We start from the raw sequence: 18292 nt of genomic DNA on the forward strand, positions 1-18292 counted from the left end.
TGGGTAAAGGCACCCTGATAACTCGAAGATGGATGTCACTGCCGTTGCACACGGCAACACTATAGGTATGAAGACCTGAACGGCGCGTCAATGGGGCGTACCCATACACGACAACACGCAGGCACGCTTGAGGCATTAAGGACGGTTATGGCGATCGATACGGGGGTACTTGGTTTCGGTGGGGGCGAGCGTGCGTTATATGCATCCAATCCCTGGGCCTCGCGGGGCCGCCTGTTTCCCGAAGCGAGCAGCCTGACGCGCTCGGAGTTTCAGCGCGATCGTGACCGTATCGTCCATACGACGGCGTTTCGCAGGCTCAAGCATAAAACACAGGTGTTTATCAGTCCTGACGGCGACCATTACCGAACGCGGCTGACCCATACGATCGAAGTGGCGCAGGTGGCCCGCGCGTTGGCCCGTGCCCTGAAGCTGGATGAAGACCTGGCAGAAGGCGTCGCGCTCGTTCACGATTTTGGCCACACCCCCTTCGGACATACGGGTGAGGATGCGCTCGATGAGCTGATGAAGGCCTATGGCGGGTTCGACCACAATGCACAGTCGCTGCGGATCGTCACCAAGCTTGAGCGGCGATACGCGGAGTTCGACGGTCTCAACCTGACATGGGAAACGCTTGAGGGTCTCGTCAAGCACAATGGCCCTTTGATGATGGCCGACGGCAGCGAGGGTTCCCACGGTCCTTTGCCGCAGCCGATCCGCGACTACTGCCTCCTGCACGATCTCGAGCTTTCGAGCTATGCCAGCCTGGAGGCGCAGGTCGCGGCGATCTCCGACGACATTGCCTACAACACCCACGATATCGACGACGGGCTTCGCTCTGGCCTGCTCACTTTCGATATGCTGGAGGAGGTGCCGTTCCTCGCCGGACTGATGCAGGAAGTGAGGACGAAATACCCCAATCTGGACCCGACCCGCTTTGCCTACGAAGTGACGCGCCGCCAGATCACCCACATGGTCGAGGACGTTATCGCGGTCTCCCAGAAGAACCTTAGAGAGCTTGCACCCGAGAGCGCACAAGATGTGCGCATGGCGGGAAGGGTGATCTCGACCTTCTCCAACGAGATGGCGCAGACCGACAAGCAGATCAAACGAGTGCTGTTCTCCCGGATCTACCGGCACCCCGAAATCATGCGCATCCGGGCCGGTGCCTCGCAGATCGTCGTCGACCTGTTCCATCGCTACATGGACGACCCGGCGCTGATGAAAGGCCACTACTGGGTCAAGCAGATGAACGGCGTCCCGGAGGCGGCCCGTGCGCGCCACGTTGCAGATTATCTTGCCGGTATGACTGACACCTACGCAACCCGCGTCCATGCCGAGTTGTTTGACCAGACTCCTGATTTGCGCTAGGGCCTGCCCGACACCAATGGCTTCGAGGGGCCCGCCCAAAAACACTTTGAGCGGATGTAGACATATGAATCTTTTTGCCGAATTCGACAATAGAATTAAGAACGCGCTAGAAACTCTCGAAATCATTCGAGAAAATCGAAGTGCGGTTGATTTCGGACGCCTCACGGTCGAGCCTCCGCGCGATCAGAGCCATGGCGACGTCGCGACCAATGCAGCGATGGTGCTTGCCAAGCCTCTCGGCACCAACCCGCGCGCGCTCGCCGAGATCATCGCCGAAGCGTTGCGTGCCGACGCGGATATTTCGGAAGTCTCCGTTGCCGGTCCCGGCTTCATCAATATCAGGCTTTCCACCGGATACTGGCAGCAGATGCTCGCCAAGATGATTGCGCAAGGGACGGACTACGGCCGCTCGGATGTCGGTGCCGGTCGCAAGGCAAACGTCGAGTATGTCTCGGCCAATCCGACGGGGCCGATGCATGTCGGTCATTGCCGCGGCGCTGTCGTGGGCGATGCGCTCGCCAATCTGATGGCCTTTGCCGGCTATGACGTCACCAAGGAATACTACATCAACGACGCTGGCAGCCAGATCGACGTTTTGGCCCGCTCGGTCTTCATCCGGTACCGCGAGGCGTTGGGCGAAGCAGTCGGCGAAATTCCGGCTGGCCTCTATCCGGGCGACTACCTCGTCCCCGTCGGGCAGGCTCTGGCCGCTGAATACGGCCCCCGGCTGCATGCCATGCCCGAAGACGAGTGGATGCCGATCGTCAAGGAGAAGGCCATCGACGCGATGATGGCCATGATCCGCGAAGATCTCGAAGCCCTCAACGTGCATCACGACGTGTTCTATTCCGAGCGCACGCTGCATGCGGACGGCGCGCAGCGCATCCGTGCGGCGATCAACGATCTGACGTTCAAGGGCCATGTCTACAAGGGCAAGCTGCCGCCGCCGAAGGGCCAGCTTCCCGAAGACTGGGAAGACCGCGACCAGACGCTGTTCCGCTCGACCGAAGTCGGCGACGATATCGATCGCCCGCTGATCAAGTCGGACGGCAGCTACACCTATTTCGCCGCCGACGTTGCCTATTTCAAGGACAAGTTCGACCGCGGCTACGATGAGATGATCTACGTGCTCGGTGCCGACCACGGTGGCTACGTCAAGCGGCTCGAGGCCGTGGCGCGAGCCGTCTCCGAAGGCAAGGCAAAGCTCACTGTTCTTCTCTGCCAGCTCGTCAAGCTTTACCGCAACGGCGAGCCGGTCAAGATGTCGAAGCGCTCCGGCGACTTCGTGACGCTGCGTGACGTCGTGGACGAGGTCGGTCGCGACTCAGTTCGCTTCATGATGCTCTACCGGAAGAGCTCGGAGCCGCTCGATTTCGATTTTGCCAAGGTGACCGAGCAGTCGAAAGACAACCCTGTCTTTTATGTCCAGTATGCCCACGCCCGCTGCATGTCGATCTTCCGCCAGGCAAGGGAGGCGTTTCCGGGTCTGGATACCGAGACGCTGGATTTCGCTGAAAACATTGGCGAAATCACCGACAAGAGCGAGCTTCAGCTGGTCGCGAAGCTTGCGGAATATCCGCGAATCGTCGAAGCTGCAGCTCTGGCCCAGGAGCCGCACAGGCTCGCATTTTACCTCTATGATCTGGCCAGTTTCTTCCATGCTCACTGGAATAAGGGCAAGGACCAACCGGAATTACGGTTTGTTAACGATAAAAACCGACAATTGAGCATTGCCAGGCTTGGACTGGTGCACGCAGTCGCCTGTGTCCTGAAGTCGGGACTTGCAATCACAGGTACAGCGGCACCTGAGGAAATGCGGTAGAAACGCCCTCATTTCCCCACATTGCACTGGCAGATGAGTTGTAATGGTGGTGAGTGGACGAGCGAATGGCGGACAACAACCTAGCGCGTAGCCGGAATGACGCCCCGGAATTTTTTGCTGACGGCGATCCTCTGGCAGAGCTCGCTCGCATCGTAGGCTACGAGGAACGGACAGTCGCGAATCCGGCTGCCCCTTCCGTGGGTTCTGCGCCAATGGCGGCATCTGCCCGCCGCGAGCCGGCCTTCAATCTCGAAGACGAGTTGCTGCGGGAATTCGAGCAATACGATACTCCGCGGATCGATCCGGTCAACGATATCCCGCTCGACGCCAAGCCTTCCCGCGTGGAGGCGCCTTTGCCGGTCGATCACGGCTATCAGGCTGCGCCTTCTATTGCCTATGAGCCTCCCATCGAACGCGAGCCGGTTTTCGAACAGCCGGTCCAGCCGGTGGTGTCGCAGAAGCAGGAAGATCTCAACCCTTTCGATGCTCCGGAATTTTCCGTCGATCCATTTGGTGCAGCACCTGCAGAGGCGGAAGCTGTTTCCCCTGCCGTCGATGCTCACCGTGCACCGGCCGAGCCGAATTTTGACCCGTCAAATTTCCATGGCCTTCCGACACTCCGTGCGGAGGTAGAGGGCACCGATGACTATCAGCCTGCGACTCAGTCCAGGCAGGAACCGTCGGTTGACGCTTTTGATCTGGCCGCTGAGCTGGAGAGCTCGTTCGCCGTTGCAGCCGAGCCAGTCGCTGCAGCTCCCATGGTTTCGGCGCCGGAGCCTGTTCGGGCTGAACCCCGCAAGAGCACCGGTTACACGCCGGGCTTTCGCATGCCGCTTGCGAATTTCGGTCTGAACGCCGGTGTCACGCCGCTGGAACGCCCCGTCGAAAAGCCGCCGGTTGTCCAGCCCAAGGCCGTTGCTTCCCCGGTTGAACAGCCTCGCGCTGCTGAACCGGTCGCTGTCAAAGAGGTCGTCCAGCCAACTTTGGAGGCGCAGAAATTTTCGCCGCTTGACGAGCTGGTTTATGACGTTGCCCGTTTCCCGGTCAGCCAGGAAGCGCCTGCGACTGTTCGCGCCGAGCCGAAACTCGACCTGCCGCAGGCTCCGGTCTCCAAGCCGCAGCCAATCGCCGTCGCTCCGATCGTTGCCGCTGTGGCGGCGCCCGTGATCCCGACGCCGGTTCCAACGCCGACTGTTCAGGAGGCGGCACCCGTCGCCGACCTGGCCGATGACTTCGATCCTTTCGCCGACGAAGACTTTGAACTGGCGCTTGACGATCTCGAACTCGATCTAGCCGACATCGTGGTGGCGGAAAACTCCGTTCAGCCGGTGGCGCCTGCCGCGGCAATCCCTGCCGCCGTCTTGACGCCCGCGGCTGCGGCAGCACCCATCGTTGCAGCAGCGCCTGAGCCGGAAGAAGAAGTCGCCGTCGTCGAAGCGGAAATGCCGTTCGATGCGGCGATGATTTCCGAATCGGAAGAGCATGTCGAGGCTATCGCCGATCTCAACGTGCCGGACCTGCCGGTCGAGCAGCCGGAAGAAGAGCCTGCCTACGCGTCCGAGTACGATATCGATATCGATGCAGAACTCGCGGCGCTCTTGGTAAACCCGACGTCGCAGACTGCTCCGGCACCGCGGCATCAGGAGGCGGCTGCCCCGGCTTCCGTCGCTGCCGGCAATTTCCCAGAGCAGCCTCGGCAGACATCGGGCAGCGCTTACCCCGACCTCGACGATTTCGAGCGGGCCCTGGAAGAAGACTTCCGTCGCAGCCTTGTCGCGCCGCTTCCGGCCAACGACCATGACAGCGATCTCAACGGATACGAAAACGACCTCGACCAGCGTTCGCCCCGGTCGGCGTCCCGGACGTGGCTTCTTCCCATCGCCGTTGTCGGCGTCCTGGTCGTTGCCGGCGCAGGTGCCTACACGATGCTGGGTAGCGGACCTTCGCGGATGATGGGCGGCGAGCCGGTCGTCATCGCAGCCGATACCGATCCGGTAAAGGTTGTCCCGGAAAATCCGGGTGGCAAGACCGTTCCGAATCAGGACAAGGCTGTTTACGACCGCGTTGCCGGCGCTGCATCCGAAACGCCGAAGCAGGAAGCGCTGATCTCCAGCGAAGAGCAGCCGGTCGATGTCGTCCAAAAGACGCTGATGCCGGAAAGCCTTCCGCTCGAAGGCGAAAACGATATCGATCCGACTGATACCGGCGAGACCCAGGATGCACGTCTGCTTCCCGATCAGGGCCAGCAGGTTGCTTCGACGGGCGGACAGGATCCTCTCACCGTTACACCGCGTCGGGTAAAGACGATGATCGTGCGTCCGGATGGCAAGCTCGTCGAACAGGAAGTGCCGGCTCCGGCGCTTGCTGCGGCGCATACAGGCAAGATGCCGGCGGCTTCGGTGAAGTCTCCGGAACTGGCCCAGCCAGTCACTCCGGCCGCTGCGATCGCCGCATCTGCACCTGCTGCCAGCACGGTTGCCGAAATCATCCCGGCGTCTGCGCCGATGACGGCAGCCACTATGGCGCCACTGGACACTTCGGCACCTGCTGCTGTCGCGAAGGCGCCGGTCCCGAAGGTTCGTCCTTCGCAGCAGCCGGTCAATGTCGTCGCATCCGTCAGCGATCAGGGCAACGTTCGCGCTCCCGCAGCACAGGTTCAGCCGGTTTCGGCAACTCCTGCCGCTGCTAATGCACAGGTCGCGTCGGTCGGCGAGGGCGGCTACGTCATCCAGATCGCATCGCTGCCGTCCCAGGCTGACGCTCAGAGGTCTTACCAGAACCTGTCGTCGAAGTTCGGCAACGTGATCGGCGGGCGTGGGGTCGATATCAAGGCTGCTGAAATCGCCGGCAAGGGTACCTTCTATCGCGTTCGGATCCCGGCCGGCAGCAAGACGGAAGCCGTAGCACTCTGCGAAAAGTATCGCGGTGTCGGCGGCACCTGCCTCGTCGCTCGCTGAGATCTTTGACGAGAAACCATCGAACGGGGCGCACAGCGCCCCGTTTTCTATTCTGCTCCCAGCATTCTAGGATCGAACATGACCGAATCGAAAGCGATGATCCTGGGCTCCAGCGGCCCGCAGCTTACCCAGGACGAAATCCTGCTCTACCGGGATGAGCGTCCCTGGGGTTTCATTCTCTTTGCCCGCAACTGTGTCGAGCCGGCCCAGATCACTGATCTGGTTGCAGCCATGCGCGACGCCGTCGGCCGCCCGGATGCGCCTGTCCTGATCGACCAGGAGGGTGGCCGCGTTCAGCGTATCCGTCCGCCGATGATCGAGCGTTATCCGTCAGCCGCCGCCTTGGGGGCTCTCTACAAGAATGACCGTGAAATGGGCTTGCGCGCCGCATGGCTGATGTCGCGGCTGCACGCCTTCGATCTCATGAAGCTCGGCATCAACGTCGACTGCCTGCCGGTCCTGGACGTACCGGTGGAAGGCGCCAGCAACGTCATTGGCGACCGGGCCTATGGCTTTGATCCGAAGACGGTGTCCGAGATGGGGCAGGCTGCGGCCGATGGCCTCAAGGCCGGCGGCATGCTTCCTGTGATGAAGCACATCCCGGGCCACGGCCGCGGCTTGGCCGACTCGCATCACGAACTGCCGGTCGTATCGGCATCGCGGGCGGAACTCGAAGCGCATGACTTCCTGCCCTTCGTGGCGCTCAAGAACGAGCTGATGGCGATGAGCGCGCATATCGTCTTCACCGCGATCGACACGGAAGAGCCGGCGACGATTTCTCGGAAAGTCATCGAGGATGTCATTCGCGGTCATATCGGCTTCGATGGCCTGCTGATGTCCGACGACAGCTCGATGAACGCCCTAAAGGGCACGATCGGCGAGCGCGCGGCGAGAATCGTTGGGGGCGGTTGTGATATCGTCTTGCATTGCAACGGCCTGATGGACGAAATGAGGGCAGTGGTGAATGAGGCGATCCCGCTTGGCGGCGAGGCGCTTCGACGTGCCAAAGCGGTGGAGCAGGGTTTCCCGGTTGCTGATGATGCACAGGAAGACACGCTTCGCGACGAATTCCACGGACTGATTGGGGTCGCCTGACCGCCGACAGTGAAGACGGATCGGAATGGCGATGACAAAAGCTGAAAATGCCATTCCGATGGACAAGATGTGGCAGGACGTGACCGAGCGGGCGATCGATGATCCTTCACTGGTGATCGACGTCGCGGGCTTCGAGGGACCGCTCGATCTTCTGCTGCATCTTGCTCGCAGCCAGAAAGTGGATCTGTCGCGGATCTCTGTCCTGGCACTCGCCGAGCAGTATCTCACATTCGTCGACAGCGCGCGGCGCGTCCGGATCGAACTGGCGGCCGACTATCTCGTGATGGCAGCTTGGCTCGCCTATCTGAAGTCGCGGTTGCTGATCCCCAAGCAGATCAAGATCGACGACGGCCCGACCGGCGAGGAACTGGCGGCAACGCTTGCCTTCCGGTTGAAACGGCTGGAAGCAATCCGCGATGCAGCCGCCCAGCTCGTCAACCGTAACCGACTCGGTCGCGATATTTTTGCACGTGGGGCACCGGAGCATATCCCGCAGCACAGGCCGTCGGCCTATGACGCATCGCTCTACGACCTGTTGTCGGCCTACGCAAATCTTAGACAGCGCAACGCCATCACCCATGTCACGATCGAACGCCGCAAGGTCTGGTCGCTGGTCGAGGCGAGGGACCTTCTCAACCGCATGCTGGGCGAGATCGGCGATTGGACGGCCCTGCAGCAGTACCTTCTGCCGTATCTGCCGCCGCAGGATCGCGTCACTGCGACTGCCAGCGCCTTTGCCGCCTCGTTGGAACTGGTGCGCGAAGGACAGCTCGAGATCCGCCAGGATGGCGCTTTCCAGACGATCTATCTCAGAAAGGGACCAGGACGGCCGAAGGCCGAGACGTTGCCTCTAAAGGCAGGGACAGCCGAATGAGCCAGATCGAGGACGCGATGGACGACGACGCGGCAGTGGATACTATTGTGCCGGTGCCCTACTCGTCGGAGGAGATCGAGCGGATCGCCGAAGCCCTCGTGTTTGCATCGGCCGAGCCTGTCTCTGAAGCGTTTCTGGCTGAGCGTCTCCCACGGGGAGAAGATATCCAGGCCGTGATGCAGAGACTGGCGGGCATCTATGCCTCACGCGGAGTGAACCTGGTCAAGGTGGCCGATCGCTGGGCTTTCCGCACGGCAGCAGACCTTTCCTTCGTCATTCGCAAAGACGACAGCGACGTGAAGAAGCTGTCGAGGGCCGCCCTCGAAGTGCTTGCCATCATCGCCTACCACCAGCCTGTGACCCGCGCCGAGATCGAGGATATTCGCGGCGTCCAGACCTCAAGAGGTACGCTTGACGTACTGATGGAAGCCGGCTGGGTTCGTTTCCGCGGTCGGCGTCGGTCGCCGGGCAGACCGGTGACACTCGGAACGACAGGAGATTTTCTCGATCATTTCGGGTTGGAAGAGCTACGCGATCTTCCTGGTCTCGAAGAATTGAAGGGCGCGGGACTTCTATCCGGTCGCATTCCATCCGGCTTTTCGGTGCCGGTTCCGGGCGGTGAGGACGAGCTTTCGGACGAGGAAGACCCCATTACCCAGCTTGATCTGGAGGAGCTTGGCTTGCTGCCGCCAACCGGCGACGGTGATGGCTAGCAGGGCTTTCAGCCAGCTTTCCCCTTATTATTCCCGTGTTCCCGAATATGGACCATGCGTGATCGTCCGTTGCCGACAGCAGCGTCGCTAGATCGCGAAAGTCATCCGTTCATAGCTTTTCGTGCAACGTATTTGGTGTTTGAAAAACAAACTTAAAAAGCTTACATCGGGGTCACGTTCCAATGGAGTTAGACTATGGGTTCTTTTAGTGTGTGGCACTGGCTGATCGTTCTAGTCATCGTGCTTGTCCTGTTCGGACGCGGCAAGATTCCTGAGCTGATGGGCGACTTTGCCAAAGGCATCAAGAGCTTCAAAAAAGGCATGGCGGACGAGGATGCCCCTGAGGCAAAGCCTACCGATACTGTGAACGGCGGCAGGACGGTCGATCACAAGCCCGACGAGATCAAGGAAACCACCCGGTCTTAATTGGTCGGGAGGGTTTCAGGAGCCTCGCTGAATGTTGGATATCGGTTGGACCGAGCTACTTGTCATTGCCATTGTGCTTATCGTGGTCGTAGGTCCCAAGGACTTGCCGCCCATGCTGCGCGCTTTCGGGAAGATGACATCAAACCTGCGCAAGATGGCGGGTGACTTTCGGACGCAGTTCGACGAGGCGCTTCGCGAGGCAGACATGGATGACGTCCGGAAGACGATTTCGGACGCCAATAGCCTCAATCCCGCCAACAGCCTGCGCGACGCGATAAATCCGCTTCGCCAGATGGGGCAGGACATCCGAAACGATCTGCAGAAGGCGACGCATATGCCGTCGACGCCGACGCCGGTCAGCACGGATGTCGAAGCGCAGCATGCTGTCGAAGGTGCTCCGGTCGCCGATACGGCGCCTGTTGTTGCGGCTGTGCCGGTGACGCCCGTCACGGCATCTCCTGTTGCTGCGCCGACGTCCTCAACTGTGACGCCGGCACCAGCGGAGGCGACAACGCCTGCCGAACCCGGCCGCGTTAGAAAGCCTCGCGCACCGAAATTGGCGGCCACGGGTGAACCGGCAGCTGTGGATAAGCCTGCAACGACACGCAGATCCACGAGGGCGGAGAAGCCTGCCCCAGTGGCGACGTCTGCCGAACAGCCGAAACGTGTTCGGGTGGCCAAGGTCCCGGTGTCCGCACCTGAAACGACTGAGACGGCCGTCAAGCTTGCAGCCGCCCGCAAGCGTACCCCGAAGAAGCCTGTCGATACCCCGAAGGACGATGCCTGATGAGCGGTGATTACGAAGATAAGCCGCAGCCGCTTATCGAGCATCTGATGGAGTTGCGGACAAGGCTCATCTGGTCGATCGGCGCTTTCTTCCTCGCCTTCGTCGTGTGCTTCTTCTTCGCAAAACAGCTCTTCAACCTTCTCGTCATTCCCTACAAGTGGGCGGTCATCTGGGCGAAGCTCGATATCGCGAAATCCGAACTGATCTACACCGCGCCGCAGGAATTCTTCTTCACCCAGGTGAAGGTTGCGATGTTTGGCGCGCTGGTCATTGCCTTTCCGGTGATTGCCTCGCAGATCTACAAGTTCGTGGCTCCCGGGCTCTATAAGAACGAGCGGGCAGCCTTCCTGCCGTTCCTGATTGCCTCGCCTGTGCTGTTCCTGCTTGGAGGGGCACTCGTCTACTTCTTCTTCACGCCGATGGTGATGTGGTTCTTCCTGGCCATGCAGCAGGCGCCGACCGAAGGTGAAGTGGGGATCTCGCTTCTTCCGCGTGTTTCGGAATATCTCAGCCTCATCATGACGCTGGTTCTGTCCTTTGGACTGGTTTTCCAGCTTCCGGTTGTCACGACGCTGCTTGCTCGCGTGGGCATCTTGTCCAGCAAGTGGCTGCGCGAGAAGCGTAAGTTCGCGATCGTCATCGCCTTCGTCGTTGCCGCCGTCCTGACGCCGCCGGATCCGATGTCCCAGATCGGTCTTGCTATACCGACCATCCTTCTCTACGAGATTTCCATCTACGCCGCGCGACTCGTCGAGCGCAGACGCGATGAGGACGCTTCGAGTGATGAGGCCTCGTCTGACGTCGCAGAGACGGAGAAGGCCTGAGGTTTTTCTCTCGATCGATATCGCAGCGGCCTCATGCTTTGAAGGCCAAGAATCATGCTCGATATCAAGTGGATCCGCGATAATCCGGAAGCTTTCGACGCAGCGCTGAACAAGCGCGGCGCCGAGCCGATGGCTGCCACCCTGCTTGCGATGGACGATACCCGCCGCAGCGTCATCCAGACGCTTCAGGATATGCAGTCGCGCCGTAACGCCGCCTCCAAGGAGATCGGCAATGCGATGGCGCAGAAGAATACCGAACTCGCCGAGAAGCTGAAGGCGGAAGTCGCCACCATCAAGGACACGATGCCGGCCGCCGAGCAGGAAGAACGGGCAGCTGTCGCAGCGCTCGATGACGCGCTGTCGCGCCTTCCAAACATTCCTCTCGACGATGTCCCTGTCGGCTCGGACGAATCAGGGAACGTCGTCACGCGCACGATCGGAACGAAGCCCGGCTGGAATCATCCCGCCAAGGAGCATTTCGAGATCGGCGAAGCGCTCGGCTATATGGATTTCGAGCGAGCCGCAAAACTCTCGGGCTCGCGCTTTACGGTGCTGACCGGACCGCTTGCCCGTCTTGAGCGGGCAATCGGTCAGTTCATGATCGACATGCACACCAGCGAGCACGGGTACACGGAAGTGTCGTCGCCGCTGATGGTAAAGTCCGAGGCAATGTACGGCACAGGCCAGTTGCCGAAGTTCGAGGAAGATCTCTTCAAGACGACGGATGGCCGCTACCTCATCCCGACGGCTGAGGTGACGCTGACCAACCTCGTGTCGGGCGAGGTTCTGGACGCCGAAAAGCTGCCGCTGCGCTTTACAGCGCTTACCCCGTCCTTCCGATCGGAAGCCGGTTCTGCGGGTCGCGATACGCGCGGCATGTTGCGCCAGCACCAGTTCTGGAAATGCGAACTCGTCTCGATCACGGATCAGGAATCATCGATCGCCGAGCACGAGCGGATGACAGAATGCGCCGAAAACGTCCTCAAGCGTCTCGGCCTGCATTTCCGGACGATGACGCTCTGCACCGGCGACATGGGCTTCAGCGCCCGCAAGACCTATGACATCGAAGTCTGGTTGCCGGGACAGGATGCGTTTCGGGAAATCTCGTCCTGCTCGGTCTGTGGTGATTTCCAGGGCCGCCGGATGAACGCGCGCTATCGCGGCAAGGACGACAAGGCTTTGAAATTTGTTCACACGCTGAACGGCTCGGGCACCGCTGTCGGCCGCTGCCTGATCGCAGTCCTCGAAAATTATCTCAATGAAGACGGCTCCGTTACGATCCCGGACGCGCTTCTGCCCTATATGGGCGGCCTGACCAAAATAGAAAAAGCATAAGGCAGCCCTGAATGCGCATCCTGCTCACCAACGACGACGGTATCCACGCGGAAGGCCTGGCGGTTCTCGAACGGATTGCCCGCCAGCTTTCCGATGACGTCTGGATTGTTGCGCCAGAAACCGACCAGAGCGGTTATGCGCATTCCCTGACCCTGTCGGAGCCGCTGCGCCTGCGCGAGATCAGCGACCGGCACTATGCCGTGCGCGGCACGCCGACGGACTGCGTCATCATGGCGATGCGCCACGTCATGGGGGGCAAGCCGGATCTCGTTCTGTCGGGTGTCAACGTCGGTGCCAACCTTGCCGACGACGTGACCTATTCTGGCACGGTCGCAGGCGCCATCGAGGGCACTCTGCAAGGCGTCCGGTCGATCGCGCTCAGCCAGGCCTACCGCAAGGAGAACGGCCGCGTCCTGCCTTGGGATACGGCCGAATCGCATGGCCCGGGCCTGATCCGCAAATTGCTGGATACGGACCTTCCGGCCGGCACGTTTCTCAACGTCAATTTCCCGGCCTGCGCGCCTGACGATGTCCAGGGGACGGAAGTCACGTCTCAGGGCAAGACCGATTTCGACGTGGCGATCGACGAACGCCAGGATGGTCGAGGCTTCCCATACTATTGGCTGTACTTTGCCTCGCGTGTCGGCCGCCAGGCGGAGGGCACCGACATCAACGCCATCAAGGCCAATCGCATTTCAGTAACACCGCTGAAACTGGACCTGACCGACTATTCGGTGCAGGATCGCTTGATGAAGGCGCTGGGTTGAACCCAGATAACGTGGCAGGCGGAGTGACAGCTTGAAATCGGGCATGGTCGAGAAGGAAGGGTTTGCTGCACTTGTCTTGCGGCTCCGGTCCGCAGGCATTTCTAATATCGACCTTCTGACTGCCGTCGAGCAGACGCCTCGTTCGCAGTTCGTGCCGCCCACGCTTTCTCAGGAAGCCTATTCCAGCCGCACGGTCCCCATAGATTGCGGTGCCTTTATGGAAGGAGCAGATCTTGCGGTTCGCCTTCTGGCCGCTCTGCAGGTGAAACCCGGTCATCGTGTTCTCGAAATCGGTACCGGCAGCGGTTTTACAGCCGCCGTGATCGGCCGCATCGCAGAACGGGTGCTGACCGTAGATCGCTATAAGACGCTCACCGTTGCGGCGCAGGCCCGCGTTGACGCGCTTGGAATGCGCAACGTCATCGTACGACAGGCGGATGGCAGCAACGGGATGCCGGGCGAGGGCACGTTCGATCGGATATTCGTGACCACGGCATTTACGATTCTGCCGCGATTCTATGCGGAGCAGCTGACCCATGGCGGTTCGATGGTTGCGCCGCTGATCGGCGACGACGAGACCTGCATGATGGTTAGGCTCACCAAGACCGGGAGCCGATTCGAACGGGAAGACCTGTTCACCGTGCCATTCCTGCCGATCATTCCGCAGATGGCGGCAGCGCTTTAAGCTGGTTCGGCTTTGGTTCCCCTCCTGCCAAGCGCTTCCAACTCATGGTTAGCGAATTATCAAAAAAATCGCATCTCTTCCGACACTTTAACCCCACAGTAAGACTAACGCGCTTTAATGACTCCCACGATGGTTGCGTGAGTGTAGGTCGAGTCCATGCGTGTCAACAGTGCACAAAAAGTCGGAAAATCAGTAGCTAAGCTCGCAGTTGCGGCTTTGCTGGCGAGTGCGGCCACTGGCTGCAGCTCGGATTCGAGCCGTTTCTCCGGGCTGTTCTCCAAAGATGAGCTGACAACGGCTTCAATACCCCAGCGTCCGGTCGGCGGGGCCTATGGCCAGGCGCCAATGCCGCGCGACGATGTGCGGTCGGGCCAGGCGGTGGCACCGGTCCAGCAGGATTACGGTTCGCGAAATACCGCGATGAACCAGCCTTACCCGGCCCAGTCCGGCGGCTATTCGTCACCGGCCCGCGCCGCTTCGGCGCCGATGGCCGTCCAGCGCAACGAGTTGGCAGCTCCCGGCATGCCTTCGGCTCAGGCGTCCGCTCCCATGGCGTCCCGAGCACCGATGGCGGCTGACCGCGGTCAGGGCACTCGCCAAGAATCCATGGCCCAGTCATACCCGGGTCGTAGCGGTGGTTCGCAGTCTCTGACGGCTCCCACACCGTCGACCGCTCGAGGCGACAACCTGACAACGGCTTCGACGAAGCCGATGTCAGGCTGGTCTTCGGTCAACGCTCCGCGGGTAACGCTCAGGGCAGGCGAGACCGCATCGACCCTGTCTTCCCGCTACGGCGTTCCTGAAAAGGAAATCCTGAAGGCCAATGGCGGCGCTGTGAAGCCGGGCCAGACGATTGTCATCCCGACCTTCGGTCCATCGCGCAATTCGGCCAAGACGGCTGCATCCGATATCGACCTGCAGAACAAGGCCCCAGCGCCCACCCAGCAGACCGAGCAGAAGGTTGCCGTTCTGCCGACGCCGACCCGCGACAAGGCGATGGCGGAGCCTGGCAAGATCACACCTCCGGGCGGCAAGCCTCTCGGTGGCACCTACACGGTCAAGCCTGGCGACAGCCTTGCAAAGATCGCTCGCGAAACCGGCACACCGATTGATCAGCTGAAGGCCGCAAACGGTCTGACGACGGACGGTGTGCGGGTCGGCCAGAGCCTGAAGGTCGGTGGTAGCTCGGTTGCGACCGATCCGGTCAGAACCGCATCCATCCCGGAAAAGCCGGCTGCCCAGCCGAAGCCTGCTGCACCGTCGCCTGTCGCCGAAGCAGCACCCGCAAAGCCTGCGCCACAGGAAACAGCATCGCTGTCGGACGTCGAGAAGAAGTCCGATGTGTCTGCCGCTGCACCGCAGTCGACCGGCATTTCGAAATATCGCTGGCCAGTCAGTGGCGCGGTCATCGCCGGCTACGGGGCCAACGTCAACGGCAGCCGCAATGACGGTATCGACATCTCGGTTCCCGAGGGCACGCCGATCAAGGCCGCTGAAAACGGCGTCGTCATCTATGCCGGCAACGGCCTGAAGCAGCTCGGAAACACCGTTCTGGTTCGCCACGACGATGGCAAGGTCACCGTTTACGGCCACGCCGGCAACATCAACGTCACGCGCGGCCAGAAGGTCACCCGCGGCCAGACTGTCGCGGCGTCCGGCATGAGCGGCGACGCTCAGCGTCCGCAGGTCCACTTCGAGGTGCGCAAGGATGCGACACCGGTCAACCCCATCACTTTCCTTGAATAATTGTAGTGCGTTTCAAGGGGACGGGAGAAAAGCGCAGCTTCGGCTGCGCTTTTTTCGTTTTGGGGCTGCTTCAAGAACTCACGGCGTGAGTGTCTTGCGCATCCGCCCGGCGAGATCCTGGATATACTGCCACGCGACGCGGCCGGAACGCCCGCCGCGCGTCGTCGCCCAGGCGAGCGCCTCGTGGTGCAGGGTTTCGCGGTTGAGGCCGAGATCGAAATGGTCGGCATAGCCGTCGATCATGGTCAGGTAGTCGTCCTGACTACACTTGTGGAACCCGAGCCAAAGCCCGAAACGATCCGAGAGCGAAACCTTCTCCTCGACCGCTTCGGACGGGTTGATCGCCGTCGACTGCTCGTTTTCCAGCATATGCCGCGGCAAAAGGTGGCGCCGGTTCGATGTGGCGTAGAACAGGACGTTGTCCGGCCGGCCTTCGATGCCACCGTCGAGCGCTGCCTTCAGAGACTTGTAGGCCGTATCGTCATGGTCGAAGGACAGATCGTCGCAAAACACGATGATGCGATGGCCGGATGCCTTGAGGATGTCGAGTAGCGCCGGCAGCGAGGCGATATCCTCGCGGTGGACTTCGACCAGTTTCAGCGAGACACCGGTCGACGCGCGGATATCCTCGTGCACGGCCTTGACCAGCGACGACTTGCCCATGCCGCGCGCGCCCCAGAGAAGGACGTTGTTTGCCGGATAACCTTCGGCAAACCGCAACGTGTTTTCCTGCAGGATGTCGCGCACGTGGTCAACGCCACGGATCAGGGTGAGGGCGACGCGGTTGGGGCGTGGCACGGGCTGCAGGCGCTGGTTTGTCGGCACCCAGACAAAGCAATCCGCGACAGTCCAGTCGTTGACCGCTGGTGGAGGGCCCGCCAGCCGCTCGACTGCGTCGGCGAGCCGGCGCACTTCAGACAGGATCAGGGCGTTGAGCTCGTCGGTCATCTGGTATTCCTCAAGACTTTTTGTCATCGGTCGCGCCCTCTCGGCCGCTTTTTTCAGCAGGTAACATGCTCGTTATTGCATCAAAAGCCGTAGAGCCGTGGATTCAGTACGCGGGAGGACCGCTTTCTGTTGCATTCCCCCGTGTCACAACTATATTCCGGCGGCTTATGACAGGGGGCTCGGCGCCTCCGCTTATCGTTTAGGAGTTCTTGATGTTCATTACTGAGGCATTCGCGCAGGCGGGTGGAGCGGCGCCGGCGGCTTCCGCAACAGACTCGATTCTGCAGATGGTGCTGCTCTTCGCACCTCTGATGGTGGTCTGGTATTTCTTCCTGATCCGTCCGCAGCGCGCCCAGGCCAAGAAACGCCAGGAGACCCTGACGAGCATTCGCCGTGGCGACCAGGTTGTGCTGGGCGGCGGCCTCGTCGGCCGGGTTTCGAAGGTTGTCGATGACAACGAAGTCGAAGTCGAAATCGCCGACGGCGTCAAGGTCCGCGCAATGCGCGCCTACATCGCCGAAGTCCGTGTCAAGGGCGAGCCGGTCAAGGCCGACACCGCGTCCTGACATCCGGCAGGCCCGCTCTGGCGGGCCTTTCCATTTTCTAATCAATCAAGGACGCGGTGATGGCAAAAGGGATCGAGATACGCGAAGCCCATTTCCCCGGTCGCGCCCAGATCGATGCCTACGGCAATGGCGGTTTCCGTTTTGCCGACATGTCGCATCGCGGGTCGATCCTCTGCCTTCCCTCAGGGATACACGGCTGGGATCTGAGCGAAGGTGAGCCCCTGACGGTATCCTCCCTCTACAAGGTCCTCGACGAAGCCTCAGGCATTGAGGTCTTGCTGATCGGCACGGGCCAGAACCTGAAGCCGATACCTGCAGAGGTGAAAGCCGCATTGAAGGCGAAGGGCATCTCTTCCGACCCGATGAGCACCGGTGCTGCCGTGCGCACCTACAATATCATGCTCGCCGAATCCCGTGCCGTCGCCGTCGCGCTGATTGCCGTCTGACCCATGAGTGACGATCGTGCAACGAATGGCGAACTCTGTCTCGCGACGCTGCGAGACACGGACCGCGATCGCTATCTCGCATGCCTCCTGTCTCCGGAAGACAAGCGCCCGGCATTGGCCGCGCTCTACGGCTTCAACGCCGAAATTGCGCGCGTCCGGGACATGGTCCGCGATCCTCTCCCGGGAGAGATCCGCCTGCAATGGTGGCGGGATTTCCTTGAGGGTGGAAGTCAGGCAGACGGGCTGGGAGACACGGGCGGCAATCCGATCGCTGCGGGACTGCAGGATGCGATCGAGACCTATCGGCTGCCGCGTCAGACGCTTGTCGCCATGACGGAAGCGCGAATCTTCGATCTCTACGACGATCCGCTCACTGACCGCAACGCGCTGGAAGGCTATGCTGGCGAAACCGCCTCGGCTTTGATCCAGCTTGCAAGCCTCATCCTTTCGCCCGAAGATGCCGCAAGGTCCACGCAGGCGGCCGGCCATGCGGGTGTTGCGCAGGCGATCGCCGGTTTCATCCTGCTTTTGCCGATCCATCGGCGCCGCAACCAGCTTTACCTCCCGCTCGATCTTCTGGCTGCCACCGGTCTTGACCGCGACAGCTTTCTGGCCGGCAGCGACAAACCTCGCATTTCCGCAGCAATTCAGGCCTTTGCCGGCCTTGGCCTCGAGCATCTCGACAAGGCACGACGTGCGGGTGCTCTTCCGCCCGCGCTCGTGCCGGCCTTCGTGCCGGCAGCGCTTGTCGAGCCGGTTCTGAAGCGCGCTTCACGCCGGGGTGCCGATGCTCTCGACGGAGACATGCAGTCTCCCCAATGGCGTCGTCAGTTGCAGATGCTGAAGGCCGCCGTCCTCAAACGCTTCTAGCAATCACCAGTCGCCACGCTTCACGCAAGCCTTGAGGGATAAATGCCCTCTATCGGCAGGTGC

17 protein-coding genes are annotated in these 18292 nt (G+C 61.1%); 16 read left to right on the top strand and 1 reads right to left on the bottom strand.

What is annotated here, in order from left to right; translation table 11 throughout:
- Positions 1–147 precede the first annotated feature (147 nt).
- From IFT66_RS03895 to IFT66_RS03955, 13 genes are all read left to right on the top strand, one after another.
- Positions 148–1368, top strand: a complete 1221-nt coding sequence (locus IFT66_RS03895) for a deoxyguanosinetriphosphate triphosphohydrolase (protein WP_192076813.1) — start codon at positions 148–150, stop codon at positions 1366–1368.
- Between the two features lie 64 nt (positions 1369–1432).
- Entirely contained in the window at positions 1433–3190 is a 1758-nt protein-coding gene (gene argS, locus IFT66_RS03900) for an arginine--tRNA ligase (protein ID WP_192076814.1), read from the top strand.
- Between the two features lie 212 nt (positions 3191–3402).
- The gene (locus tag IFT66_RS03905) at positions 3403–6147 is read left to right on the top strand and encodes an SPOR domain-containing protein (RefSeq protein ID WP_192076815.1); all 2745 of its coding nucleotides are present in this window, start codon (positions 3403–3405) and stop codon (positions 6145–6147) included.
- 78 nt (positions 6148–6225) lie between these two features.
- Positions 6226–7242, top strand: a complete 1017-nt coding sequence (nagZ, locus tag IFT66_RS03910; protein WP_192076816.1) for a beta-N-acetylhexosaminidase — start codon at positions 6226–6228, stop codon at positions 7240–7242.
- Positions 7243–7273: 31 nt separating this feature from the next.
- Positions 7274–8116, top strand: a complete 843-nt coding sequence (locus IFT66_RS03915; RefSeq protein ID WP_371816173.1) for a segregation and condensation protein A — start codon at positions 7274–7276, stop codon at positions 8114–8116.
- Between the two features lie 17 nt (positions 8117–8133).
- Positions 8134–8829, top strand: a complete 696-nt coding sequence (gene scpB, locus IFT66_RS03920) for an SMC-Scp complex subunit ScpB (protein WP_244631478.1) — start codon at positions 8134–8136, stop codon at positions 8827–8829.
- Between the two features lie 195 nt (positions 8830–9024).
- Positions 9025–9255, top strand: coding sequence for a twin-arginine translocase TatA/TatE family subunit (locus tag IFT66_RS03925; protein WP_062457545.1), 231 nt, complete (start codon positions 9025–9027; stop codon positions 9253–9255).
- A gap of 31 nt (positions 9256–9286) precedes the next feature.
- On the top strand, positions 9287–10042 hold the full coding sequence (gene tatB, locus IFT66_RS03930) for a Sec-independent protein translocase protein TatB (RefSeq protein WP_192076817.1): 756 nt from the start codon (positions 9287–9289) through the stop codon (positions 10040–10042).
- On the top strand, positions 10042–10866 hold the full coding sequence (gene tatC, locus IFT66_RS03935; RefSeq protein ID WP_062457539.1) for a twin-arginine translocase subunit TatC: 825 nt from the start codon (positions 10042–10044) through the stop codon (positions 10864–10866). Before tatB ends, tatC begins: the two co-directional genes overlap by 1 nt.
- Positions 10867–10920: 54 nt before the next feature.
- Positions 10921–12201 carry a serine--tRNA ligase gene (gene serS / locus IFT66_RS03940; protein WP_062580349.1) on the top strand — a complete coding sequence of 427 codons (1281 nt, stop codon included), beginning with the start codon at positions 10921–10923 and terminating at the stop codon, positions 12199–12201.
- A gap of 11 nt (positions 12202–12212) precedes the next feature.
- Positions 12213–12968 (top strand): 5'/3'-nucleotidase SurE, encoded by a 756-nt coding sequence (gene surE / locus IFT66_RS03945; protein WP_062457534.1) that lies wholly within the window; start codon positions 12213–12215, stop codon positions 12966–12968.
- A 31-nt stretch (positions 12969–12999) separates the two neighbouring features.
- A complete protein-coding gene (locus IFT66_RS03950) occupies positions 13000–13653 on the top strand; it encodes a protein-L-isoaspartate(D-aspartate) O-methyltransferase (protein ID WP_174196749.1) in 654 nt (217 codons plus the stop codon).
- Between the two features lie 156 nt (positions 13654–13809).
- Complete coding sequence (locus IFT66_RS03955) at positions 13810–15399, top strand: peptidoglycan DD-metalloendopeptidase family protein (RefSeq protein ID WP_113166257.1); 1590 nt, start codon at positions 13810–13812, stop codon at positions 15397–15399.
- A gap of 78 nt (positions 15400–15477) precedes the next feature.
- Here the strand turns inward: IFT66_RS03955 and IFT66_RS03960 are convergent, their stop codons facing one another.
- Positions 15478–16347, bottom strand: a complete 870-nt coding sequence (locus tag IFT66_RS03960; RefSeq protein ID WP_113166275.1) for an ATP-binding protein — start codon at positions 16345–16347, stop codon at positions 15478–15480.
- 212 nt (positions 16348–16559) lie between these two features.
- Between IFT66_RS03960 and yajC the strand changes: the two genes are divergently transcribed.
- The 3 genes from yajC to IFT66_RS03975 are packed head-to-tail and all read left to right on the top strand — an operon-like array spanning position 16560 to position 18229.
- A complete protein-coding gene (gene yajC / locus IFT66_RS03965) occupies positions 16560–16913 on the top strand; it encodes a preprotein translocase subunit YajC (RefSeq protein WP_062457522.1) in 354 nt (117 codons plus the stop codon).
- Between the two features lie 59 nt (positions 16914–16972).
- Positions 16973–17359, top strand: a complete 387-nt coding sequence (locus IFT66_RS03970) for an Mth938-like domain-containing protein (protein ID WP_062457520.1) — start codon at positions 16973–16975, stop codon at positions 17357–17359.
- 3 nt (positions 17360–17362) lie between these two features.
- The gene (locus IFT66_RS03975) at positions 17363–18229 is read left to right on the top strand and encodes a phytoene/squalene synthase family protein (protein ID WP_192076818.1); all 867 of its coding nucleotides are present in this window, start codon (positions 17363–17365) and stop codon (positions 18227–18229) included.
- The last annotated feature ends 63 nt before the right edge of the window (positions 18230–18292 follow it).

Origin of the sequence: Rhizobium sp. CFBP 13726 (assembly GCF_014841925.1) — a bacterium.
In the GTDB taxonomy this organism is placed as follows: Bacteria; Pseudomonadota; Alphaproteobacteria; order Rhizobiales; family Rhizobiaceae; genus Neorhizobium; species Neorhizobium soli.

Bases quoted from the DNA above. Each gene is read 5' to 3' on its own strand.
- IFT66_RS03895 (WP_192076813.1), top strand. From the start codon at position 148: ATGGCGATCGATACGGGGGTACTTGGTTTCGGTGGGGGCGAGCGTGCG.
- argS (WP_192076814.1), top strand. From the start codon at position 1,433: ATGAATCTTTTTGCCGAATTCGACAATAGAATTAAGAACGCGCTAGAA.
- IFT66_RS03905 (WP_192076815.1), top strand. From the start codon at position 3,403: ATGGCGGCATCTGCCCGCCGCGAGCCGGCCTTCAATCTCGAAGACGAG.
- nagZ (WP_192076816.1), top strand. From the start codon at position 6,226: ATGACCGAATCGAAAGCGATGATCCTGGGCTCCAGCGGCCCGCAGCTT.
- IFT66_RS03915 (WP_371816173.1), top strand. From the start codon at position 7,274: ATGACAAAAGCTGAAAATGCCATTCCGATGGACAAGATGTGGCAGGAC.
- scpB (WP_244631478.1), top strand. From the start codon at position 8,134: ATGGACGACGACGCGGCAGTGGATACTATTGTGCCGGTGCCCTACTCG.
- IFT66_RS03925 (WP_062457545.1), top strand. From the start codon at position 9,025: ATGGGTTCTTTTAGTGTGTGGCACTGGCTGATCGTTCTAGTCATCGTG.
- tatB (WP_192076817.1), top strand. From the start codon at position 9,287: ATGTTGGATATCGGTTGGACCGAGCTACTTGTCATTGCCATTGTGCTT.
- tatC (WP_062457539.1), top strand. From the start codon at position 10,042: ATGAGCGGTGATTACGAAGATAAGCCGCAGCCGCTTATCGAGCATCTG.
- serS (WP_062580349.1), top strand. From the start codon at position 10,921: ATGCTCGATATCAAGTGGATCCGCGATAATCCGGAAGCTTTCGACGCA.
- surE (WP_062457534.1), top strand. From the start codon at position 12,213: ATGCGCATCCTGCTCACCAACGACGACGGTATCCACGCGGAAGGCCTG.
- IFT66_RS03955 (WP_113166257.1), top strand. From the start codon at position 13,810: ATGCGTGTCAACAGTGCACAAAAAGTCGGAAAATCAGTAGCTAAGCTC.
- IFT66_RS03960 (WP_113166275.1), bottom strand. From the start codon at position 16,347: ATGACCGACGAGCTCAACGCCCTGATCCTGTCTGAAGTGCGCCGGCTC.
- yajC (WP_062457522.1), top strand. From the start codon at position 16,560: ATGTTCATTACTGAGGCATTCGCGCAGGCGGGTGGAGCGGCGCCGGCG.
- IFT66_RS03970 (WP_062457520.1), top strand. From the start codon at position 16,973: ATGGCAAAAGGGATCGAGATACGCGAAGCCCATTTCCCCGGTCGCGCC.
- IFT66_RS03975 (WP_192076818.1), top strand. From the start codon at position 17,363: ATGAGTGACGATCGTGCAACGAATGGCGAACTCTGTCTCGCGACGCTG.